The following is a 22,715-nucleotide window of genomic DNA, read 5'->3' as shown; positions in this document are numbered from 1 at the left end:
CCCCCGTGCACGGGGGCGCTGCGAGTGTGCCGCAATCCGTTGGGCGCGTCATCCGCAGGGGCCATCAGCGCAGTCGTGAAGGGGAGAGCATGGCGCTGCTCAGGCCGAACTGCTGCAACGACTCAGGCAACGGCTGACCACGCACCAATGCCGCGCTGGCCTGGCCCATGGCCGGTGAAGTCTGAATACCGTAACCGCCCTGGGCCGCGACCCAGAACAGCCCCGGCACCTGCGGATCGAAACCGCTGAGCAGATCACCGTCGGCGACGAAGCTGCGCAGTCCGGCCCAGGTGCGGGTCGGGCGGCGGATAGTCAGGGTCGTGGCCTCTTCGATCTGGTAGATGCCCATGGCGATGTCCAGCTCTTCCGGTTGCACGTCATGCGGTTCGACCGGGTCGGCGTTGGCCGGCGAGCCGAGGAACATCCCGGCGTCGGGCTTCATGTAGAACGATTCGTCGAGGCTGACCAGCATCGGCCAGTGATGAATGTCCACGCCCTCGGGGCCGGCGAAAATGAACGCTGCGCGGCGCTTGGGTTGCAAGCCCAGCGCCTGGGCTCCAGCCAGTGCGCCGATCTGGTCAGCCCAGGCGCCGGCGGCGTTGATGATGACCGGCGCGCTGAAGGTCTGACCGTTGGTTTGCACCTGCCAGAGGCCAGCGGCGTCGCGCGTCAGGCCCAGCACTTCGCAATCGGTGTGCACCTCGCCGTTGTTGCGGCGGATACCGCGCAGGTAGCCCTGATGCAGGGCGTCGGTGTCGATGTCACTGGCGGTCGGATCGTAGATCGCGCCGTGGACTTTTTCCCGACGCAGGATCGGCAGACGGGCGCAGGCTTCGTCGGCGCTGAGCAGCTGCATTTCTGGCACTGTGGCTTTGGCGCTGAGGTACTGGTTGTTCAGCTCGGCGGCGTCACCGCTGAAGTCCACGGTCATTTCGCCGCGCGGTGTCAGCAATGGGTGCTCGCAAAAGCCGCTCGGCGGATGGTCGAAAAACTCACGGCTGGCCAGTGTCAGCGCGCGCACCTGCGGCGTACCGTAGGCGGCGGTGTACAGCGCGGCAGAACGCCCGGTGGAGTGATAGGCCGGGTGCGATTCACGTTCGAGCACGATCACTTTGGCGTGGGGCGACAGCCAGAAACCGGTGGAAGCGCCGGCAATCCCGCCGCCGATGATGATGAAGTCTGCCTGGCTCATGAAAGGTCTCCGGTGTTTACGCAATATCAAGGCGTTCACTATTCCCCTGTGGGAGCGAGCCTGCTCGCGAAAGCGGTGTATCAGTCGACATCTTCGGTGAATGTCAGACCGCATTCGCGAGCAGGCTCGCTCCCACAATGGGATGTGTGGTGTCAGTTATTTAATTGATAAACCGCATTCGCCAGCGCAATGTCTTCCAGGCCCAGGCCAATTGAACGGAAAAATACGTGACGGTCGTAATCAGGGCGCGGCACTTTCTCGCTGAGCAGGTCGGCGAGGTCACCGACAATCGCAGACTTGTCCCAGCCATGCTGCTCGGTCGCGATCAACATCTCACCGGCCGAGCCCGGCGTGGTCAGCCGATAGTCACAGAACACTTGCATGTCGCCCAGGCTCTGCGGCGGCACCTCATGGGCGCGTGGCGCGTTGGTGCTGATCGAGGTGATCAGCGCCGGTTTGCTCAAGCTGGCCGGGTCGATGACCGGGCCGGCGGACGAGGTGCAGAGCATGATCACGTCCGCGTCTGTGAGGGCGACATCGCGGCTGTCGGCAATCTTCACCCCCGGGTAGATCTCTTTCAGCAGCGCCCGGGTTTCAGCGTCTTCAGACAGGCTCGGCGAATACACGCTGATGTTCTGCCAGTCGCGCAGACCTTTCACGTAATGCAAATGAGCCTGGGCAACCTTGCCGCTGCCGATGATCGCCAGTCGTTGGGCATTCAGCGGGGCGAGGGCATCGACTGCAACGGCGGTGGTCGCTGCAGTGCGTGCGGTGGTCAGCTCGCCGGCATCGCAAAGCAGCAGCGGTTGGCCGGTTTTCATCGACATTAATAGGGTCCACGCTGTCACCAGTGGCCCTTGCTCGCGGACGATGTACGGCGAGGTCTTGACCCCGTACACGCCGTCCTCGGCCAGCACCCCCAGATAATTGATGAAGTCGCCGGCGCCCTGCGGAAACTCCACCAACTGCTGCGCCGGTTGCACGGCGTGGCCGGCGGCGAGGTCGCGGAACAGTTTTCGCAGGATCTGCGGCACGTCGATGCGCGCCAGCAGCTCGCGGGCCTGGGTATGGTCGATTACGTAGGGTGTACTGGTCATGTCAGGCTCCACGGTCTGGATATAAACTAATTTGTCCATTATGGACTTTTAGTTATCTACCGCAAGCGCCTGTTGAAAACGCCGGGCAAAAAAAAGCGCAGTCCGTTGCCGGCTGCGCTTTTTGCGTTACAGATCGCTTACTGCGGCTGCGGACGCTTGCGTTCCACCGCGCGCAACAGGTGCGTCGGTGGTGTTTCGCAGCTGATCTTGCGACCGAGTTTTTCTTCGATCGACGGCAACTGGTAGGAGTCGTCCTCGCCGGCGAAGCTGATCGACACGCCGTCGGCGCCCGCGCGACCGGTACGGCCGATGCGGTGTACGTAGTCGTCCGGCACTTCCGGCAGGGTGAAGTTGATCACGTGGCTGATGCCGTCGATGTGGATGCCGCGACCGGCGACATCGGTGGCCACCAGCACGCGGATCTTGCCTTCGCGAAAGCCTTCGAGGGTCTTGATGCGCTTGTGCTGCGGCACGTCGCCGGACAGTTGCGCGGCGTTGATGCCGTCACGCACCAGGCGTTCTTCGATACGGCGCACTTCGTCCTTGCGGTTGGCGAAGACGATCACGCGTTCCCAGCCGTTGTCGTTGACCAGGTTGTAGAGCAGTTTGTATTTGTCAGCCGCGGCCACGGCATAGATGTGCTGCTCGACGTTTTCGTTGGCCACATTGGTGATTTCGATTTCGACGATTGCCGGATCGGTGGTCCATTGCTTGGCCAGGTTCATCACGTCTTCGGTGAAGGTCGCGGAGAACAGCAGGGTCTGACGCTCGGACTTCGGCGGAGTCTGGCGAATGATCTGCCGCACTTGCGGGATGAAACCCATGTCGAGCATGCGGTCGGCTTCGTCCAGCACCATCACTTCGACCATGTCCAGGTGCACGTCGCCGCGCTGGTTGAAGTCGAGCAGACGGCCCGGGGTGGCAACGAGGATGTCGCAGTGGCGTGCTTCGAGGTGCTTGAGCTGCTTGTCGAAGTCCATGCCGCCAACGAACGTCATCACGTTGAGGCCGGTGTACTTGGTCAGGTCAGCGGCGTCCTTGGCGATCTGCACCACCAGCTCGCGGGTCGGCGCGATGATCAGCGCACGGGGTTCGCCCATGTAGCGTTCTTTCGGCGGCGGCGTCTGCAGCAACTGAGTGATGATCGAGATCAGGAACGCGGCGGTCTTGCCGGTACCGGTCTGCGCGCGACCGATGGCGTCTTTGCCGGCAAGAGTGAAACCCAGCACCTGCGCCTGGATCGGCGTGCAGTACGGGAAGCCCAGGTCCTGGATGGCGTGCATCAGTTCCGGAGCGAGCTTGAAATCGTGAAAGCGGGTTTTGCCTTCCTGGGGTTCGACGACGAAATCTTCGAGCTTCCAGGGAATGACCGGTGCCTTGGGCTTCGGTTCGCGGCGCGGCCGGGGTGGTTTCGGCGCTTCGGCGCGGACCGGTTCGGTGGCGCCGGCAGGTTGCGGCTCGGGCTGGGGTGTCGCTACCGGAGCCGGACGTTCAGCCTTGGGCGCATCGCTGCGAGGGCCGGGGGCGTGCGACGGCGCACTGGGGACTGGCGCGAGCTGCTCAGCCTCGCTTTTACCGAACATTTTCTTGAGTGCTTTGAGCACGGTCATCTCATCAATTGGTTAAGGAATGTACGCCGGCCAGTGTAATGCAAGAAACGGGCGCGGCGTAGTGGGATGATCAAAGGGGCGTTCGCGCTGAAACGATCAACGCAGGCGTTCAGCCAGCCAGACGCCGATGTCGCGAATTTCTTCGGGTAACACTTCGTGCTCCATTGGGTATTCCTGCCATGTCACGGTGACACCATGCTTCACCAAATGCTCATAGGCGCTGCGCCCCATCGAGTTCTGCACCACGCCGTCGAACTGGCCGTGCAGGCACAGCGCGGGAATACGCTGCTGACTGGCTGAAAGCTCCATCTCGTCAGTGAAGGTCGGGGCATAGGTGGACAGGGCAAGTACGCCACCCAACGGACCTTGCCACTTTATATAAGCGGTGTGCAGAACGACGGCGCCCCCCTGGGAAAACCCGGCGAGAAAAATCCGCGAAGCGTCTATTCCGCTGGCGCGCTCCTTTTCGATCAATTCAATGATGCGATCCGCCGACGCTTCCAACTGCTCACGGTCAATCGACCGCGCCGGGCTCATGGCCTTTATGTCGTACCAGCTCGGCATCTCGTAACCACCATTGATGGTGACGGGCTGGGTTGGCGCTTGCGGCAATACAAAGCGGGTAGTCAGCAGGCTTTCCTGCAGCGCTTCGGCGACCGGCAAGAAGTCATAGCGGTCCGCGCCGAGGCCGTGCAGCCAGATTACGCAGGCGTCTGCAGGCTTTACGGGTTGAAGAATCAGGGGCTCGGTCATGGCTGCTCCAAAAATGTGCGGGCGCTCTCAATAAGTGCGTGATTGAGGTGCGCGTCCGGTCGATCCGTTAAGAAGATGTCGCAAGGCTACAAGTTTTGCTATTGACCTGTCGCGCAATCGCTTCAGCAAGCGGTGTGGTACGGGCTTTGCTATGGAGGATTCTGTACGAAGCGTCCTACGCCTTGCGGTAACACTATCAGTGTACGTCTTGCGACGGGATTGCAAAGAATCCGGTGATGGATGTTCGCCAATGGCCGCTACGGGCAAAGCGAACGTGAAAGGGCTACAGCCCGTTCGGCCGATTGGTGAGAAGTGAGTTGTCCATGATGTGGATTTTCTCCTACTAGACTCATAGCGAAGGTCTTACGTCGGTTGACCCCAAAAAAAGCCAACACGGGTCAACAACGCCTCAAAAGGGTGCGACTGGACTCAAGCTCCGACACAACAAGAGCAAAACTGGAGGTTTGAATGAAGATGTTGAAATCCACTCTGGCGGTCGTGACTGCAGCAGCAGTACTCGGCGTCAGCGGGTTCGCTCAGGCGGGTGCAACCCTGGATGCCGTGCAGAAGAAAGGTTTCGTGCAATGTGGCGTGAGCGACGGTCTGCCGGGTTTCTCGGTACCGGACGCTTCGGGCAAGATCCTCGGGATCGACGCTGACGTCTGCCGCGCTGTGGCCGCTGCCGTATTCGGCGACGCCAACAAGGTCAAGTTCAGCCAGTTGAACGCCAAGGAGCGCTTCACCGCGCTGCAGTCCGGCGAAATCGACCTGCTCTCGCGCAACACCACCATGACCAGCTCGCGTGACGCCGGCATGGGCCTGAAATTCCCGGGCTTCATCACTTACTACGACGGCGTGGGCTTTCTGGCCAACAACAAGCTGGGCGTGAAAAGTGCCAAGGAACTGGACGGTGCAACCATCTGCATCCAGGCCGGTACCACCACCGAACTGAACGTCTCCGATTACTTCCGCGCCAACGGCCTGAAGTACACCCCGATCACTTTCGATACCTCCGATGAAAGCGCCAAGTCGCTGGAATCCGGTCGTTGCGACGTGCTGACCTCCGACAAGTCGCAGCTGTACGCACAGCGCAGCAAACTGGCTTCGCCAAAAGACTACGTGGTGCTGCCGGAAACCATCTCCAAAGAACCACTGGGCCCGGTCGTGCGTAACGGCGACGACGAGTGGCTGGCGATCGTTCGCTGGGTTGGCTACGCGCTGCTGAACACTGAAGAAGCCGGCGTGACCTCGAAAAACGTGTTGGAAGAAGCCAAATCCACCAAGAACCCGGACGTCGCTCGTCTGCTGGGTGCTGACGGTGAATACGGCAAAGACCTGAAACTGCCGAAGGACTGGGTTGTGAAAATCGTTTCGCAGGTCGGTAACTACGGTGAAATCTTCGAGAAAAACCTCGGCAAGAGCACTCCGCTGGAAATCGACCGTGGCCTGAACGCGCTGTGGACCAACGGCGGCATTCAGTACGCACCACCAGTGCGCTAATGGTTCTATCACCCGGCGGGCCAACCGCCGGGTGATGTTCTGTTCCATTTCTTCCGGGGCACTTCATGCAAAATTCAATCGGCGCACCAAAGCAGAGGCTCAGCCTCAGCGATCCGCGAGTGCGTGCGTGGCTGTTTCAGATCATCACCGTCGTGGCGGTGGTCGCCATGGGCTGGTATCTGTTCGACAACACCCAGACCAACCTGCAGCACCGGGGCATCACCTCCGGTTTCGACTTTCTGGAGCGCAGTGCCGGGTTCGGCATCGCTCAGCACCTGATCTCCTACACCGAAGCGAACAGTTACGCTCGGGTGTTCGTGATCGGCCTGCTCAACACCCTGTTGGTGACCTTCATCGGCGTGATCCTGGCGACCCTGCTGGGCTTCATCATCGGTGTGGCGCGACTGTCGCCGAACTGGATCATCAGCAAACTGGCGACCGTGTACGTGGAAGTGTTCCGCAACATTCCGCCGCTGCTGCAGATCCTGTTCTGGTACTTCGCGGTATTCCTGACCATGCCGGGACCGCGCAACAGCCACAACTTCGGCGACACCTTCTTCGTCAGCAGCCGGGGCCTGAACATGCCGGCCGCGCAAATGGCTGACGGCTTCTGGGCGTTCTTCATCAGCGTGGTGCTGGCCATTGTCGCCATCGTGCTGATGTGCCGCTGGGCCAACAAGCGTTTCGAAGACACCGGCGTCCCGTTCCACAAGTTCTGGACCGGCCTGGCGATCCTGCTGGTGATCCCGACCTTGTGCGCGCTGATCTTCGGTGCCCCCCTGCACTGGGAAATGCCGCAACTCAAGGGTTTCAACTTCGTCGGCGGCTGGGTGCTGATCCCGGAACTGCTCGCGTTGACCCTGGCGCTGACCGTGTACACCGCCGCGTTCATCGCGGAAATCGTCCGTTCGGGGATCAAGTCGGTCAGCCATGGCCAGACCGAAGCGGCGCGTTCGCTTGGCCTGCGCAACGGCCCGACCCTGCGCAAGGTGATCATTCCGCAAGCCTTGCGAGTGATCATTCCGCCGCTGACCAGCCAATACCTGAACCTGGCGAAGAACTCGTCGCTGGCTGCCGGTATCGGTTATCCGGAAATGGTTTCGCTGTTCGCCGGCACCGTGCTCAACCAGACCGGTCAGGCGATCGAAGTCATTGCCATCACCATGAGCGTGTACCTGGCGATCAGTATCAGCATTTCCCTGCTGATGAACTGGTACAACAAGCGCATTGCGCTGATCGAGCGGTGAGGAAACGCGCATGACAACCCATACTTTCAAACCCGACATGCCACCGCCGGCCAAGGTCTTCGGCCCGATGGCATGGATACGCGCGAACATGTTTTCCAGCTGGCTCAACACCCTGCTGACCCTGTTTGCGTTTTATCTGATCTACCTCGTGGTACCACCGATCCTCAGCTGGGCGATTCTCGATGCCAACTGGGTCGGCACCACCCGCGCCGACTGCACCAAGGACGGCGCCTGCTGGGTGTTCATTCAGCAGCGTTTCGGCCAGTTCATGTACGGCTACTACCCGACCGGCCTGCGCTGGCGCGTCGACCTGACCGTGTGGCTGGCGGTGATCGGCGTGGCACCGCTGTTCATCTCGCGCTTCCCGCGTAAAGCGGTGTACGGTCTGAGCTTCCTGGTGATCTACCCGATTGTCGCCTGGTGCCTGCTGCACGGTGGCGTGTTCGGCCTCGACGCCGTGGCGACCAGCCAGTGGGGCGGTCTGATGCTGACCCTGGTCATCGCCACCGTGGGTATCGCCGGCGCCTTGCCGCTGGGGATCATTCTGGCGCTGGGCCGGCGCTCGAACATGCCGGCGATTCGTGTGGTCTGCGTGACCTTCATCGAGTTCTGGCGCGGCGTGCCGTTGATCACGGTGCTGTTCATGTCCTCGGTGATGCTGCCGCTGTTCCTGCCCGAAGGCATGAACTTCGACAAGCTGCTGCGGGCGTTGATCGGGGTGATCCTGTTCCAGTCGGCCTACGTTGCCGAAGTGGTGCGCGGCGGTCTGCAAGCGATCCCCAAAGGTCAGTACGAAGCGGCAGCGGCGATGGGCCTCGGTTACTGGCGCGCCATGGGCCTGGTGATTCTGCCGCAAGCCTTGAAGCTGGTAATCCCCGGCATCGTCAACACCTTCATTGCGCTGTTCAAGGACACCAGCCTGGTGATCATCATCGGCCTGTTCGACCTGCTCAACAGCGTCAAGCAAGCCGCTGCCGACCCGAAATGGCTAGGCATGGCCACCGAAGGCTACGTGTTCGCCGCCCTGGTGTTCTGGATTTTCTGTTTTGGTATGTCGCGCTATTCCATGCATCTGGAACGCAAGCTCGACACTGGCCACAAGCGTTAGGAGTTCTCTGTAAATGAGCGAAGCAATCAAAAAGCCTGTCGGCCCTGAAGGCATTATCCAGATGCAGGGCGTGAACAAGTGGTACGGCCAGTTCCACGTGCTGAAAGACATCAACCTCAACGTCAAACAGGGCGAGCGCATCGTCCTGTGCGGCCCGTCAGGTTCCGGCAAATCGACCACCATCCGCTGCCTCAACCGTCTGGAAGAGCACCAGCAGGGGCGCATCGTTGTCGACGGCGTGGAGCTGACCAACGACCTCAAGCAGATCGAAGCGATCCGCCGCGAAGTCGGCATGGTGTTCCAGCACTTCAACCTGTTCCCGCACCTGACCATCCTGCAGAACTGCACGCTGGCGCCGATGTGGGTGCGCAAGATGCCCAAGCGCAAGGCCGAGGAAATCGCCATGCATTATCTGGAGCGCGTACGCATTCCGGAGCAGGCGCATAAATTCCCGGGGCAACTGTCCGGCGGTCAGCAACAGCGTGTGGCGATCGCTCGTGCGCTGTGCATGAAACCGAAAATCATGCTGTTCGACGAACCGACTTCGGCACTCGACCCGGAGATGGTGAAAGAGGTGCTGGACACCATGATCGGTCTCGCCGAGGACGGCATGACCATGCTCTGCGTGACCCACGAAATGGGCTTCGCCCGCACCGTGGCCAACCGTGTGATCTTCATGGACAAGGGCGAAATCGTCGAACAGGCGGCGCCGAACGACTTCTTCGACAACCCGCAGAATGACCGTACCAAGCTGTTCCTGAGCCAGATCCTGCATTGATCGAAATCAGCCAGTGAAATAAACCCGGACCTGTTCCGGGTTTTTTTTTGCCCGCGATTTGCCCCTTGTGCCGATTCGGCTGCCTGACTACCATGTCAGGAAATTCATCCTATGATTGGATGAAAGGGCGAATTTCATGACAGACATCTCACCTTTGATCAAACGATCCCTGGTCGATCAGGCCTTGGATCAGTTGCGCCAGCGCATAACCGATGGCGTGTGGCAGGTCGGCGAACGGCTGCCGACCGAGCCTGAGTTGTGCGCCGAACTGGGCATCAGCCGCAACACCGTGCGCGAAGCCATGCGCGTGCTGGCGTTTTCCGGATTGATCGAAATCCGGCAGGGCGACGGCAGTTATCTGCGCGCAGTGGTCGATCCGATGGACACGCTCAAGGCGTTGTCCCGCTGTTCGCTGGAGCAGGCGCGCGAGACTCGGCACATTCTCGAAGTCGAGGCGATTGGCCTGGCCGCGTTGCGTCGCACCGATGAAGATCTCGCCGCGCTGCGCGAAGCGCTCGGCACCAGCGGCAGCCACTACCACGGCGATCTCGACACTTACATTGCCTGCGATCTGGTGTTCCACCGCCGTCTGGTGGACGCCGCGCACAACCCCACCCTCAGCGAGTTGTATCGCTATTTCTCCAGCATCGTCGGCGCGCAATTGCGCCAGACGCTGAACATCGTCCCGCGCCGTCAGGAAGTGTTCGACCTGCACATCGAGTTGCTCGATGCCGTCGAACAACGCGACCCGGAACGGGCCAAAGCCATATCGAGGCAGTTGATCAATGAACCTTGAAAGCGATAAAAACCTCCCAATCCCCAAGCGCACGGCGGAGCTCGAAGAGCTGCTGATCGACGCCGAGGCTGACGACGAACAAGTGCAGCAAAGCCATCCGCTGGTGCGCCGGCCGTGGCTGTTGCTGCTGGGGCTGATTCTGGTCGCACTGAACCTGCGCCCGGCGCTGTCGAGCATGGCGCCGCTGCTCAGCGAAGTGTCGAAAAGCCTTGGCCTGTCTGCGGCTCAGGCCGGTCTGCTGACCACGTTGCCGGTGTTGTGCCTGGGCTTGTTTGCGCCGCTGGCGCCGATACTGGCGCGGCGTTTCGGCGCTGAACGGGTGGTGCTGGGGATTCTGCTGACCTTGGCCGCCGGCATCATTGTGCGCAGCAACTTCGGTGAGATCGGGCTGTTTGCAGGTAGCGTGCTTGGCGGTGCGAGCATCGGCATTATCGGCGTGCTGCTGCCGGGCATCGTCAAACGCGACTTCGCCAGACACGCCGGGACCATGACCGGCGTGTACACCATGGCCCTGTGCCTGGGCGCGGCAATGGCCGCGGGTTCCACCGTGCCGTTGAGCGAACACTTCGACCACAGCTGGGCACTGGGCCTGGGCTTCTGGGTAATCCCGGCGCTGGTGGCGGCGTTGTTCTGGCTGCCGCAGGTCGGGCAGAAACACGGCGCGCACAACGTCGCCTATCGGGTGAAAGGTCTGCTGCGCGATCCGCTGGCGTGGCAAGTGACCTTGTACATGGGCCTGCAATCGTCGCTGGCGTACATCGTGTTCGGCTGGTTGCCGTCGATTCTGATCGGCCGCGGCCTGACTCCGACCCAGGCCGGCCTGGTGCTGTCCGGCTCGGTGATCATCCAGCTCGCCAGTTCGCTGGCTGCGCCGTGGCTGGCGACCCGTGGCAAGGACCAGCGCCTGGCGATCGTGGTGGTGATGGCGCTGACCCTCGGTGGTCTGTTCGGTTGCCTGTATGCGCCGATTGAAGGGCTGTGGGGCTGGGCGATTCTGCTGGGTCTGGGGCAGGGCGGTACGTTCAGCCTGGCGTTGACCTTGATCGTGCTGCGCTCGCGGGATTCGCATGTGGCGGCGAACCTGTCGAGTATGTCCCAGGGCTTCGGCTACACCTTGGCGTCGATGGGACCGTTCGCGGTCGGCGTGGTGCATGACTGGACCGGCGGCTGGAATGCGGTGGGCTGGATCTTCGGCATCATTGGCACCGGTGCGATCATTGCCGGGCTGGGTGCGGGCCGGGCGCTGTACGTGCAAGTGCAAAGCGAGAAAATCTGACACGGTTCAACTTGTAGGAGTGAGCCTGCTCGCGATAACGGTGTGTCGGTCAACATTGCGCTGACTGATACACCGCTATCGCGAGCAGGCTCACTCCTACAGTGGTTCTGTGTGTTGCTGATATTCGGTGCACGAATGCCGATAGTGTTTCTGCGATTTGCAGCTTATCGTGCTGGCAATCTGTCCATTTCCGGAGTTTGCCCATGAGCGAAGCCCACGCCGCCCTGATCACCCGCTTCTACCAGGCCTTCCAGCGCCTCGACGCCGAGGCCATGGCCGCCTGCTATACCGACGATGTGGTGTTCAGCGATCCGGCCTTCGGTGAACTGCGCGGGCGCGATGCCGGCGACATGTGGCGCATGCTCACCACCCGCGCCAAGGACTTCTCCCTGACTTTCGACAATGTCCGCGCCGACGAGCGCAGCGGCGGCGCGCACTGGGTGGCCACTTACCTGTTCAGCCAGACTGGCAACGTGGTGATCAACGATATCCAGGCGCGCTTCGTCTTTCGCGACGGCAAGATCTGCGAGCACCACGATCACTTCGACCTGTGGCGCTGGTCGCGGCAGGCGTTGGGCTTCAAAGGCCTGCTGCTCGGCTGGACTCCGCTGGTGCGCAACGCGGTCCGGGCGCAGGCGCTTAAAGGTCTGAAGGCATTTCAGGCTACTCGCTGATAAGATCGCGGCCTGTTTCCTACACGTCCAGATCCCGAAGTGACCAGCCTCAGCGAAAAACCGGTTGAAGTCGTCGAGCCAGTGAGCAAGGCCTGGTTCGTCTACCTCGTGCGCGCGGCCAACGGTTCGCTGTACTGCGGGATCAGCGACGACCCGGTGCGCCGCTTCGCCAAGCATCAAAGCGGCAAGGGCGCACGCTTCTTCCTGTCCAGCCCGGCGATGGCGCTGGTCTACACCGAGCGTTGCCGCGACAAGAGCGACGCGTTGCGTCAGGAACGGCTGATCAAAAAACTGCGCAAGAGCGCCAAGGAATGCCTGGTCGCGTCTTATCAATCTGACTGATTGGTTCTCATCAGGCAGATCTGTAGGCTGCTAATCAAATGCACGCTAAGCTGCGGACTCACTTTCTGTGCGGCGGAGCCGAGCATGTCCGAGTTGATTCTGCATCATTACCCGACCTCTCCATTTGCCGAAAAGGCTCGTCTGCTGTTGGGCTTCAAAGGCTTGTCGTGGCGCTCGGTGCACATTTCGCCGGTGATGCCCAAGCCGGATCTGACCGCGCTGACTGGCGGCTACCGCAAGACCCCGGTGTTGCAGATCGGCGCCGACATCTATTGCGACACATCGTTGATTGCCCGTCGTCTGGAGCAGGAAAAAGCCCTGCCGGCGTTTTTCCCGGAAGGCCAGGAAATGACCAGCGCCAGCTTCGCCGCTTGGGCCGATTCGGTGGTGTTCCAGCATGCGGTCAGCCTGGTGTTCCAGCCGGAATCGGTCGCGGTGCGCTTCGGCAAGTTGCCGCCGGAAGCGATCAAGGCCTTTATCGCTGACCGTGCCGGGCTGTTCAGTGGAGGCAGCGCCACGCGACTGTCGGCCGAACAGGCCAAGCATCAATGGCCAACGCTCATGGCGCGGCTGGAGCAGCAATTGCAGCGCGAGCAGGGCGACTTCCTGTTCGGTGAGCCGTCGATTGCCGACTTCGCCCTGGCGCATCCGCTGTGGTTCCTCAAGGCGACGCACGTCACTGCGCCGTTGGTCGATGAATATCCGGCCGTGACTGCCTGGCTGGGCCGTGTGCTGGGCTTTGGTCATGGTGCCGCGAGCGAAATGACTGCCGAGGAGGCGCTGGAAGTGGCGCGCAGTTCGACGCCGGCGGCGCTGCCGGATGAGCAGTTTGTCGATCCGAACGGTTTCAAGGCCGGGCAGCAGGTGGCGATTGCCGCGACAGATTACGGGGTTGATCCGGTGGTGGGTGAGTTGCTGTTTGCTGGCCGCGAAGAGCTGATCCTGCGCCGTGAAGACCCGCATGGCGGCGTGGTGCATGTGCACTTCCCGCGCTTTGGTTTCCGCATCGAAGCCCGCTGATCAGCAAGCGGCTTTTGCTTGGGGGGCAATTGTGGTGAGGGGATTTATCCCCGATGGGGCGCGAAGCGCCCCCAAAAAACTGAACGCCCTACCAAGCAGATTTTGCGACGGCTTCGCCGCCGATCGGGGATAAATCCCCTCACCACAGAGGAGTTGTGTTATTTCAGGGCGGCGAGGATCTCATCCGGGTCGAACCCGCGAATCAACGTGCCATTCACGTCGATCAGCGGAATCCCGCGCCCACCCAGCGCCTCATACGCCTTGCGCGCCTCGGCGTTCTTCTCGATATCAAATTCCCTGAAAGGAATCCCCTTGCTGTCGAGAAAGCGCTTGGTCTGCTTGCAGTAGCCGCACCAGTCGGTGGCATACAGCACGACATGGGCGTTGGCGCGAACCTGCTCAGAGACCATCTGCGACGGGTTGAACACCCGCTCGATCTTGCCCCAGTTCTGATAGATCACGACTACCAGCAGAACCAGCGCAACCTTCTTCAGCACATTGCCGAGCATCAGTTGCGGCGCTTGAGCTGATCGGTGAGCGAGGTTGGCAGGCCCTTGATGATCAAGGTGCCGGCCTCCTCGTCGTACTCGATCTTCGAACCCAGCAGGTGCGCTTCAAAGCTGATCGACAGGCCTTCGGCGCGGCCGGTGAAGCGGCGGAACTGGTTGAGGGTGCGTTTGTCCGCGGGAATCTCCGGCGACAGGCCATAGTCCTTGTTGCGGATGTGATCGTAGAAGGCTTTCGGCCGTTCTTCGTCGATCAGCTCCGACAGCTCTTCCAGGCCCATCGGCTCGCCGAGCTTGGCCTGGCTGCTGGCGTAATCGACCAGGGTCTTGGTTTTCTCGCGGGCGGAGTCTTCCGGCAGGTCTTCGCTTTCGACGAAGTCGCTGAAGGCCTTGAGCAGCGTGCGGGTCTCGCCCGGGCCATCGACGCCTTCCTGGCAGCCGATGAAGTCGCGGAAGTATTCCGAAACCTTCTTGCCGTTCTTGCCCTTGATGAACGAGATGTACTGCTTGGACTGCTTGTTGTTCTGCCACTCGGAGACGTTGATCCGCGCCGCCAGGTGCAATTGGCCGAGGTCGAGGTGACGCGACGGCGTCACGTCCAGCTCATCGGTCACCGCCACGCCTTCACTGTGGTGCAGCAGGGCGATCGCCAGGTAGTCGGTCATGCCTTGCTGATAGTGGGCGAACAGCACGTGGCCACCGACCGACAGGTTCGACTCTTCCATCAGCTTCTGCAGATGCTCGACCGCAACCTTGCTGAACGCGGCGAAGTCCTTGCCGCCTTCCATGTATTCCTTCAGCCAGCCGCTGAACGGGAACGCACCGGATTCCGGGTGGAACAGGCCCCAGGCTTTGCCCTGTTTGGCGTTGTAGCTCTCGTTGAGGTCGGCGAGCATGTTCTCGATGGCCGCGGACTCAGCCAGTTCGGAGTCACGGGCGTGCAGAACTGCGGGCGTGCCGTCAGGTTTTTTGTCGATCAGGTGGACGATGCAATGACGGATCGGCATGGGCTTCTCGGCTGGTGGAAGGGAGGAGGGCAGGCTCCCCCGAAAAAGCGCCCAGTGTACCGCAACCACTGGTTTTGGCGCGGGGTGAAGGGCAAATCCAGGGCGGGTGGGTGCCCTTATGCAGTTTTTTACCGATTTAGAGCAATAAAGCTGACCAAATGGGTAGCTAGAGGCGGATATTTCCCCGTCTCTGTGCTAGTTTTGCCCGGTCTTACGCGAAGTCACTGCGTTAAGCGTGCAATCAGCATTTGTCAGGTCGAACCAAACCCTGATTTCGGCATCTATAACCCGACTCGTCGTGGTTATCGCCGAGGGTGCCAGATCCAGAAGATCGGGCTCGATGGCTGACACTGCACTCTGCAATCCATATGAATTTGATAGGGAAGGAACACTACATGGCTCTTACTAAAGACCAACTGATCGCCGACATCGCTGAAGCTATCGACGCGCCGAAAACCACCGCGCGTAACGCTCTGGACCAACTGGGCCAAATCGTTGCCGATCAGCTGGAAAACGGCGGCGAAATCACCTTGCCAGGTATCGGCAAGCTGAAAGTGACCGAGCGTCCTGCCCGCACTGGCCGTAACCCTTCGACTGGCGCTGCCATCGAAATCCCTGCCAAGAAAGTGATCAAGCTGGTTGTGGCCAAAGGCCTGACCGACGCTGTGAACAAGTAAGACGCAGCGATAAAAAACCGTGCACCGGAGTGATCCGGGCACGGTTTTTTTGTGTCTGCGATTTGGCGATGCACCTCGAACCTTTGTAGGAGTGAGCCTGCTCGCGATAGCGGTGTGTCAGTCACCTTGATGTCGGCTGATACACCGCTTTCGCGAGCAAGCCCGCTCCCACAAGTAGCTCAGTGTCAGCGAACCCAGCGCTCGCGACGCCAGATCTGCTGCTCGGACTTGGTCTGGAAGGTCCACGCCACGAAGCGGCTCTGTTTCTGCCCTTGCGACATCTCCACCACCTGGCTTTCCAGCACACCGGCATTCTTCAGCGCGGTTTCGATGGCGGGCAGGTTCGAGGCTTTCGACACCAGCGTGCTGAACCACAGCACCTTGTGCTGGAAGTGCGCGCTTTCGGCGATCAGTTGTGTCACGAAACGCGCTTCACCGCCCTCACACCACAGTTCGGCGGACTGACCACCGAAGTTCAGCACCGGCAGTTTGCGTTTCGGGTCGGCCTTGCCCAGTGCGCGCCATTTGCGCTCGCTGCCCTTGGTCGCCTCTTCCATCGAAGCGTGGAACGGCGGGTTGCACATGGTCAGGTCGAAGCGCTCGCCCGGCTCCAGCAAGCCGATCAGGATGTGCTTGCGGTTTTCCTGCTGGCGCAGCTTGATGACCTTGTTCAGGTCGTTGGACTGGACGATGGCTCGGGCGGCGGCCACGGCCGTCGGGTCGATTTCCGAACCGAGGAAGTGCCAGCGGTATTCGCTGTTACCAATCAGCGGATAAACGCAGTTGGCGCCCATGCCGATGTCCAGCACGTTGACGATCGCACCGCGCGGGACCTTGCCGTCGTTCATGCTGGCCAGCAGGTCGGCGAGGAAATGCACGTAATCGGCACGGCCCGGGACCGGTGGGCACAGATAGTCCGCCGGGATGTCCCAATGCTCGATGCCATAGAACGCCTTGAGCAGCGCCCGGTTGAACACGCGCACCGCGTCGGGGCTGGCGAAGTCGATGCTTTCCTTGCCGTACGGGTTGGTGATCACGAATTTCGCCAGTTCCGGCGTGGTCTTGATCAGCGCCGGGAAGTCGTAGCGACCCTGGTGGCGATTGCGCGGGTGCAGGCTGGCCTTTTCACGCGGCTCGACGGCTTTGGCCGGGGTCGCGGCATCAGGCTTCTTGCGCGCAGGTTTGGGGGTGCGGGGGGCGTTCATGGGTGTGATCGATTCGGGTATGGCTGAAAGTGGCGGGTATTGTCCCACATCTAAAGGCAACACCGTTCAAACTGTGGGAGCGGGCTTGCTCGCGAAAGTGGTGTGTCCACCAACACATAGGTTGAATGACACACCGCCTTCGCGAGCAAGCCCGCTCCCACAGGGGATTTGTAGCGATTCTTGAATAAAAAAGGGAGGCCTTTGCGGGCCTCCCTTGTTCATTGCGGCTTGCCCTTACAGGCTGGAAATCCGCGCGTGCTGCTCGGCCAGTTTGCCCAGGGCCTGTTCAGCCTCGGCCAGTTTGGCGCGTTCCTTCTCGATGACTTCGGCCGGGGCCTTGTCGACGAAACCGGCGTTGGACAACTTGCCACCAACCCGCTGGACTTCGCCCTGCAGACGCAGGATTTCCTTGTCCAGACGTGCCAGTTCGGCGCCCTTGTCGATCAGACCGGCCATCGGCACCAGCACTTCCATCTCACCCACCAGAGCGGTGGCGGACAGCGGTGCTTCTTCGCCGGCGGCGAGTACGGTGATCGATTCCAGACGCGCCAGCTTCTTCAGCAGCGCCTCGTTTTCGGTCAGGCGACGCTGATCTTCAGCGCTGACGTTCTTCAGGTAGATCGGCAGCGGTTTGCCCGGGCCGATGTTCATTTCGCCACGGATGTTACGTGTGCCGAGCATCAGACCCTTGAGCCATTCGATGTCGTCTTCGGCGGCCGGATCGATGCGCGCCTCGTTGGCCACCGGCCAGGGTTGCAGCATGATCGTCTTGCCCTGAATACCGGCCAGCGGCGCGATGCGCTGCCAGATTTCTTCAGTGATGAACGGCATGAACGGGTGCGCCAGACGCAGCGCCACTTCCAGTACGCGCACCAGGGTGCGACGGGTGCCGCGCTGACGCTCGACCGGAGCGTTTTCGTCCCACAGCACTGGCTTGGACAGTTCCAGGTACCAGTCGCAGTACTGGTTCCAGATGAACTCGTACAGCGCTTGCGCGGCGAGGTCGAAACGGAACTGATCCAGTTGACGGGTCACTTCGGCTTCGGTGCGCTGCAGTTGCGAGATGATCCAGCGATCCGCCAGCGACAGCTCGTAGGCTTCGCCGTTCTGGCCGCAGTCTTCGCCCTTGTCCAGAACATAACGCGCGGCGTTCCAGATCTTGTTGCAGAAGTTGCGATAGCCTTCGACGCGGCCCATGTCGAACTTGATGTCGCGACCGGTGGACGCCAGCGAGCAGAAGGTGAAGCGCAGGGCGTCGGTGCCGTAGCTGGCGATGCCGTCGGCGAACTCGTCGCGGGTCTGCTTCTCGATCTTCTTCGCCAGTTTCGGCTGCATCATGCCGGAGGTGCGTTTCTGCACCAGGGCTTCCAGCTCGATACCGTCGATGATGTCCAGCGGGTCCAGGACGTTGCCCTTGGACTTGGACATCTTCTGGCCCTGGCCATCACGCACCAGACCGTGCACGTAAACGGTCTTGAACGGTACTTGCGGGGTGCCGTCCTCGTTCTTGATCAGGTGCATCGTCAGCATGATCATCCGGGCAACCCAGAAGAAAATGATGTCGAAACCGGTGACCAGCACGTCGGTGGAGTGGAATTTTTTCAGGAACTCGGTCTTTTCCGGCCAGCCGAGGGTGGAGAACGTCCACAGGCCCGAGCTGAACCAGGTGTCGAGCACGTCGTTGTCCTGTTGCAGCGCAACGTCCGGGCCGAGGTTGTGCTTGGCACGCACTTCGGCTTCGTCGCGACCGACGTAGACCTTGCCCGACTCGTCGTACCAGGCCGGAATCCGGTGGCCCCACCACAGCTGACGGCTGATGCACCAGTCCTGGATGTCGCGCATCCACGAGAAGTACATGTTTTCGTACTGTTTTGGCACGAACTGGATACGGCCGTCTTCAACGGCGGCAATCGCCGGTTCAGCCAGAGGCTTGGTCGACACGTACCACTGGTCGGTCAGCCACGGCTCGATGACGGTACCGGAACGGTCGCCTTTCGGCACTTTCAGGTTGTGATCGTCGACGCTGACCAGCAGGCCGGCGGCGTCGAACGCAGCGACGATCTGCTTGCGCGCTTCGAAACGCTCGAGACCGGCGTATTCGGCCGGGATCTTGCCGTCGATGCTGTCATTCAACGTGCCGTCGAGGTTGAACACCTGGGCTGCTGGCAGCACGTTGGCGTTCTTGTCGAAGATGTTCAGCAGCGGCAGGTTGTGGCGCTTGCCGACTTCGTAGTCGTTGAAATCGTGGGCCGGGGTGATCTTCACGCAACCGGTGCCGAACTCTGGATCGCAGTAATCGTCGGCGATGATCGGGATGCGGCGGCCAACCAGTGGCAGCTCGACAAATTTGCCGATCAGGGCTTTGTAGCGCTCATCGTTCGGGTTAACCGCGACGGCGGAGTCACCGAGCATGGTTTCCGGACGGGTGGTCGCGACGATCAGGAAATCGTTGCCTTCAGCGGTTTTCGCGCCGTCAGCCAGCGGATACTTGAGGTTCCACAGGAAACCTTTCTCGTCGTGGTTTTCCACTTCGAGGTCGGAAATCGCCGTGTGCAACTTGGTGTCCCAGTTGACCAGACGCTTGCCGCGGTAGATCAGGCCGTCTTCGTGCAGGCGTACGAAGGCTTCTTTAACCGCTTCCGAGAGACCGTCGTCCATGGTGAAGCGCTCGCGGCTCCAGTCCACGGACGAGCCGAGGCGGCGGATCTGGCGGCTGATGTTGCCACCGGACTGATCTTTCCACTCCCAGACTTTCTCGAGGAACTTCTCGCGGCCCAGGTCATGGCGGTTCTGGCCGGTGGCTTCCAGTTGACGCTCCACCAGCATCTGCGTGGCGATACCGGCGTGGTCGGTGCCCGGCTGCCACAGGGTGTTGCGACCCTGCATGCGGCGGAAACGGATCAGGGCGTCCATGATCGCGTTGTTGAAACCGTGCCCCATGTGCAGGCTGCCGGTGACGTTCGGCGGCGGGATCATGATGGTGTAGGAATCGCCCGCGCCTTGCGGTGCGAAATAGTTCTCGGACTCCCAGGTGTTGTACCAGGAAGTTTCAATGGCGTGCGGCTGGTAGGTCTTATCCATGCGCGGCGGGACCCTATTGGCATTTATTCAGGAAAAGCCGGGAAGTATAGCGGGGCAAGGGGCTGAGGGCGAGCGGGGGGAGGCTGGGCGGACACGAATGTTGGGGGGAGCCTTGTGGTGAGGGGATTTATCCCCGATGGGCCGCGCAGCAGCCCTAATATTTCAATCACGCTGCGTATTTGCAGGGTTCACGACTGCTGCGCAGCCGATCGGGGATAAATCCCCTCGCCACAAGGAGATCCATCCGGGTTATTCGTACTGGCTGAGGAGCCGTTCCATCCGCGCCTCGAGGCGGCGTTTGATTTCGGTTTCGATGTGCGGCGCGAAGTCGTCGATCACGTCCTGCATGATCAATTGCGCAGCGGCGCGCAGTTCGCTGTCCAGGTGCAGCAGGGCGTCCGGGCCTTTATCCACAGGTGCTGCCGGTTTGGCAGCAGGCGCCGGGGTCGGAGCTTGGTGCGGTTCGATGGCGGGCGGCGTGGCGTCGACGGCCTCGAACAGCATCGGAATCTGTTCCTGTTCGCCGTCCTCGACCGTGTCGGTCAGCAAGGGCGGTTGCAGGTTGTCATCGCCGAGCAACTGGCGGATCGATTCGAGATCGTCCAGCAGGTGTGCGGGCTTTTGCAGCGGTTTTGGAGTGTCCATCGGCGTACTCAGAGTCGCTGTAAACGGTGATCTTGCAGAGGATAGCCCTGTTCGCGGTAGAAACGGAAACTCTCCCGTGCCGCCGCGCGAATCGTCGGATCTTCCACCACCACTTCCGCCACGCGGGCGAATTTACTGGCGAAGGCCGGGACTTTCAGGTCGAGGTTGACCAGCAAGTCCTGATGCTCGCCGCAGTCAGCGCCCGTTCCCAGCACGATCAAACCGTCCGGTTCGCTCTCGGCAGGGCCGTGCGGCACGAACGTTTCGCCCTTGAACGCCCACAGGCGCGCATCGAGATCGTCACGCTGAGCAGCATCGCTGCAATGCAGGTAGATGCGGTGGCCCATGCGCCAGGCTTTCTCAGTGAGCTTGCAGGCAAAGTCCAGGCGAGCCGATGGGTCGGCGCTGGGCAGGATATAGAAGTCGACTTTGGTCATTGCGGTTCCTGAGCCTTGAGCGGCGTCACCGTAGAGTGACGCCGCCCAGGTTCATCGGTTTCAGGCTTTGGCGCGGTCCAGCAGGTATTGGGTCAGCAGCGGAACCGGACGGCCGGTGGCGCCCTTGTCCTTGCCGCCGCTGGTCCATGCGGTGCCCGCGATGTCCAGGTGCGCCCAGTTGAGGTTCTTGGTGAAGCGCGACAGGAAGCACGCGGCGGTGATGGTGCCGGCCTTCGGCCCGCCAATGTTGGCGATGTCGGCGAACGGGCTGTCCAGTTGCTCCTGGTATTCGTCGAACAGCGGCAGTTGCCAGGCGCGGTCGTCAGCGGCTTTGCCGGCGCTGAGCAGTTGCTCGATCAGTTCGTCGTTGTTGCCCAGCAGGCCAGACGTGTGTGCACCGAGTGCAACCACGCAGGCACCGGTCAGGGTGGCGATGTCGATCACCGCTTGCGGCTTGAAGCGTTCGGAGTAGGTCAGGGCATCGCACAGCACCAGACGGCCTTCGGCGTCGGTGTTGAGGATTTCCACGGTCTGGCCGCTCATGGTGGTGACGATGTCGCCCGGACGCGAAGCATTGCCGCTCGGCATGTTTTCGGCGCAGGCGAGGATGCACACCAGGTTGATCGGCAGTTTCAGTTCGAGCACGGCACGCAGGGTACCGAACACGGAGGCCGCGCCACCCATGTCGTACTTCATTTCGTCCATGCCGGCGCCCGGCTTGAGGCTGATGCCGCCGGTGTCGAAGGTGATGCCTTTGCCGACCAGCGCGTAAGGCTTCTCGGATTTCTTGCCACCGTTGTATTGCATGACGATCAGGCGCGGCGGTTGGGCGCTGCCTTGGCCGACGGCGTAGAACGAGCCCATGCCCAGGGATTTGATCTTCTTCTCGTCGAGGACTTCGACTTTCAGATCCTTGAACTCTTTGCCGAGGTTCTTGGCTTGCTCGCCGAGGAAGGTCGGGTGGCAGATGTTCGGCGGCAGGTTGCCCAGATTACGGGTGAAGGCCATGCCGTTGGCGATCGCGGTGGCATGGTTCACGGCGCGCTGCACTTCAGCCTGAGCAGCCTTGATGGTCAGCAGGGTGATTTTCTTCAGGGCGCGCGGTTCGGCTTTCTGGCTCTTGAACTGGTCGAAGGTGTATTCACCGTCCACCAGGGTTTCCGCCAGCAGACGGGTCTTGCCGTAGCTGTCGCGGTTCTTGACGATGATTTCATCCAGGGCCAGCACGGCATCGCTGCCACCCAGACCTTTCAGGGTATTGAGGATGCCAGCCACGATTTTACGGAACGGACGGTCACCCAGTTCTTCATCCTTGCCCACGCCGACCAGCAGCACGCGCTCGGCTTTGAGATTCAGCAGGCTGTGCAGCAGCAGGCTCTGACCGACCTTGCCGGCCAGATCGCCACGCTTGAGCACGGCGCTGATCGCGCCACCGCTCAGCTCGTCGACCTGTCTGGCGGCGACGCCGAGTTTGCGGCCTTCGCCGACGGCAACCACCAGGGTGGCGGTTTTCAACGTTTCTGGGCTAACGCTTTTTACAACCAGTTCCATGTCCGGATCCCTGAATGAATGGTCAACACACAGGCGTTCGACGGTGTCCGCAGTCGCCTGCTTATAGATAGAAGAGGCGCAGGTCTGTGCCTGCGACGAAGGCGGCAGTTTGAACCTCGCTCACCGCGCCTGACAACCCTCGGTTGTGCGATCTTCAACGGAATCTACGCTTGGGTGAGTGTGCGCAGTGACAGGCGCCCTCAATCACAGGAT

21 protein-coding genes are annotated in these 22,715 nt (G+C 61.2%); 10 read left to right on the top strand and 11 right to left on the bottom strand.

Features of this window, described 5'->3' with window-relative positions:
• Nucleotides 1-64: 64 nt before the first annotated feature.
• The 4 genes from ACM6I7_RS15490 to ACM6I7_RS15475 form a co-directional block, all read right to left on the bottom strand.
• Nucleotides 65-1,192, bottom strand: a complete 1,128-nt coding sequence (locus tag ACM6I7_RS15490; protein WP_097086319.1) for an NAD(P)/FAD-dependent oxidoreductase — start codon at nucleotides 1,190-1,192, stop codon at nucleotides 65-67.
• 152 nt (nucleotides 1,193-1,344) lie between these two features.
• Complete coding sequence (locus ACM6I7_RS15485) at nucleotides 1,345-2,289, bottom strand: ornithine cyclodeaminase family protein (protein WP_027610937.1); 945 nt, start codon at nucleotides 2,287-2,289, stop codon at nucleotides 1,345-1,347.
• 137 nt (nucleotides 2,290-2,426) lie between these two features.
• Nucleotides 2,427-3,899 (bottom strand): ATP-dependent RNA helicase RhlB, encoded by a 1,473-nt coding sequence (gene rhlB, locus ACM6I7_RS15480; RefSeq protein WP_414888832.1) that lies wholly within the window; start codon nucleotides 3,897-3,899, stop codon nucleotides 2,427-2,429.
• A gap of 96 nt (nucleotides 3,900-3,995) precedes the next feature.
• On the bottom strand, nucleotides 3,996-4,652 hold the full coding sequence (locus ACM6I7_RS15475; RefSeq protein WP_103369080.1) for an alpha/beta hydrolase: 657 nt from the start codon (nucleotides 4,650-4,652) through the stop codon (nucleotides 3,996-3,998).
• 468 nt (nucleotides 4,653-5,120) lie between these two features.
• Between ACM6I7_RS15475 and ACM6I7_RS15470 the strand changes: the two genes are divergently transcribed.
• The 9 genes from ACM6I7_RS15470 (at nucleotide 5,121) to ACM6I7_RS15430 (ending at nucleotide 13,393) form a co-directional block, all read left to right on the top strand.
• Nucleotides 5,121-6,152, top strand: coding sequence for an amino acid ABC transporter substrate-binding protein (locus tag ACM6I7_RS15470; protein ID WP_007965188.1), 1,032 nt, complete (start codon nucleotides 5,121-5,123; stop codon nucleotides 6,150-6,152).
• A gap of 65 nt (nucleotides 6,153-6,217) precedes the next feature.
• On the top strand, nucleotides 6,218-7,399 hold the full coding sequence (locus tag ACM6I7_RS15465; RefSeq protein ID WP_096795182.1) for an amino acid ABC transporter permease: 1,182 nt from the start codon (nucleotides 6,218-6,220) through the stop codon (nucleotides 7,397-7,399).
• A gap of 10 nt (nucleotides 7,400-7,409) precedes the next feature.
• Nucleotides 7,410-8,507 carry an amino acid ABC transporter permease gene (locus tag ACM6I7_RS15460; protein ID WP_007965184.1) on the top strand — a complete coding sequence of 366 codons (1,098 nt, stop codon included), beginning with the start codon at nucleotides 7,410-7,412 and terminating at the stop codon, nucleotides 8,505-8,507.
• 13 nt (nucleotides 8,508-8,520) lie between these two features.
• Nucleotides 8,521-9,285, top strand: a complete 765-nt coding sequence (locus ACM6I7_RS15455) for an amino acid ABC transporter ATP-binding protein (protein WP_003221897.1) — start codon at nucleotides 8,521-8,523, stop codon at nucleotides 9,283-9,285.
• Between the two features lie 136 nt (nucleotides 9,286-9,421).
• Nucleotides 9,422-10,081: a FadR/GntR family transcriptional regulator gene (locus ACM6I7_RS15450; RefSeq protein WP_041064777.1), complete on the top strand. Its 660-nt coding sequence runs from the start codon at nucleotides 9,422-9,424 to the stop codon at nucleotides 10,079-10,081.
• Nucleotides 10,071-11,357, top strand: a complete 1,287-nt coding sequence (locus tag ACM6I7_RS15445; RefSeq protein WP_150370318.1) for a CynX/NimT family MFS transporter — start codon at nucleotides 10,071-10,073, stop codon at nucleotides 11,355-11,357. Before ACM6I7_RS15450 ends, ACM6I7_RS15445 begins: the two co-directional genes overlap by 11 nt.
• Nucleotides 11,358-11,560: 203 nt before the next feature.
• Nucleotides 11,561-12,031 carry a nuclear transport factor 2 family protein gene (locus ACM6I7_RS15440; RefSeq protein ID WP_027610944.1) on the top strand — a complete coding sequence of 157 codons (471 nt, stop codon included), beginning with the start codon at nucleotides 11,561-11,563 and terminating at the stop codon, nucleotides 12,029-12,031.
• A 39-nt stretch (nucleotides 12,032-12,070) separates the two neighbouring features.
• On the top strand, nucleotides 12,071-12,373 hold the full coding sequence (locus ACM6I7_RS15435) for a GIY-YIG nuclease family protein (RefSeq protein WP_027610945.1): 303 nt from the start codon (nucleotides 12,071-12,073) through the stop codon (nucleotides 12,371-12,373).
• 84 nt (nucleotides 12,374-12,457) lie between these two features.
• The gene (locus ACM6I7_RS15430) at nucleotides 12,458-13,393 is read left to right on the top strand and encodes a glutathione S-transferase family protein (protein WP_414888831.1); all 936 of its coding nucleotides are present in this window, start codon (nucleotides 12,458-12,460) and stop codon (nucleotides 13,391-13,393) included.
• 158 nt (nucleotides 13,394-13,551) lie between these two features.
• On the opposite strand, the gene ACM6I7_RS15425 is transcribed toward ACM6I7_RS15430, so the two are convergent.
• Complete coding sequence (locus ACM6I7_RS15425; protein ID WP_027610947.1) at nucleotides 13,552-13,902, bottom strand: glutaredoxin family protein; 351 nt, start codon at nucleotides 13,900-13,902, stop codon at nucleotides 13,552-13,554.
• Nucleotides 13,902-14,906: a nucleoid-associated protein YejK gene (yejK, locus tag ACM6I7_RS15420; RefSeq protein WP_027610948.1), complete on the bottom strand. Its 1,005-nt coding sequence runs from the start codon at nucleotides 14,904-14,906 to the stop codon at nucleotides 13,902-13,904. Before yejK ends, ACM6I7_RS15425 begins: the two co-directional genes overlap by 1 nt.
• 395 nt (nucleotides 14,907-15,301) lie before the next feature.
• Here yejK and ACM6I7_RS15415 point away from each other — a divergent pair, with 395 nt between their 5' ends.
• Complete coding sequence (locus ACM6I7_RS15415; RefSeq protein ID WP_003221909.1) at nucleotides 15,302-15,583, top strand: HU family DNA-binding protein; 282 nt, start codon at nucleotides 15,302-15,304, stop codon at nucleotides 15,581-15,583.
• A gap of 185 nt (nucleotides 15,584-15,768) precedes the next feature.
• On the opposite strand, the gene rlmF is transcribed toward ACM6I7_RS15415, so the two are convergent.
• The 5 genes from rlmF to ACM6I7_RS15390 all read right to left on the bottom strand — a co-directional run bounded on the left by rlmF (nucleotide 15,769) and on the right by ACM6I7_RS15390 (nucleotide 22,502).
• Nucleotides 15,769-16,788, bottom strand: coding sequence for a 23S rRNA (adenine(1618)-N(6))-methyltransferase RlmF (rlmF, locus tag ACM6I7_RS15410; protein WP_414888830.1), 1,020 nt, complete (start codon nucleotides 16,786-16,788; stop codon nucleotides 15,769-15,771).
• Between the two features lie 234 nt (nucleotides 16,789-17,022).
• Nucleotides 17,023-19,869 (bottom strand): valine--tRNA ligase, encoded by a 2,847-nt coding sequence (locus tag ACM6I7_RS15405; RefSeq protein ID WP_103369076.1) that lies wholly within the window; start codon nucleotides 19,867-19,869, stop codon nucleotides 17,023-17,025.
• 249 nt (nucleotides 19,870-20,118) lie between these two features.
• Nucleotides 20,119-20,514, bottom strand: coding sequence for a DNA polymerase III subunit chi (locus tag ACM6I7_RS15400; protein ID WP_414888829.1), 396 nt, complete (start codon nucleotides 20,512-20,514; stop codon nucleotides 20,119-20,121).
• A gap of 8 nt (nucleotides 20,515-20,522) precedes the next feature.
• The gene (locus ACM6I7_RS15395; protein WP_414888828.1) at nucleotides 20,523-20,951 is read right to left on the bottom strand and encodes a DNA polymerase III subunit chi; all 429 of its coding nucleotides are present in this window, start codon (nucleotides 20,949-20,951) and stop codon (nucleotides 20,523-20,525) included.
• 60 nt (nucleotides 20,952-21,011) lie between these two features.
• Nucleotides 21,012-22,502 (bottom strand): leucyl aminopeptidase, encoded by a 1,491-nt coding sequence (locus ACM6I7_RS15390; protein WP_414888827.1) that lies wholly within the window; start codon nucleotides 22,500-22,502, stop codon nucleotides 21,012-21,014.
• Between the last annotated feature and the right edge of the window lie 213 nt (nucleotides 22,503-22,715).

It is taken from the genome of Pseudomonas sp. IT-93MI4, from assembly GCF_949767635.1.
Classification (GTDB): Bacteria; Pseudomonadota; Gammaproteobacteria; order Pseudomonadales; family Pseudomonadaceae; genus Aquipseudomonas; species Aquipseudomonas putida_A.
The sequence above is the reverse complement of the archived record's forward strand: the minus strand, read 5'-3'. Positions and strand labels throughout refer to the sequence as shown.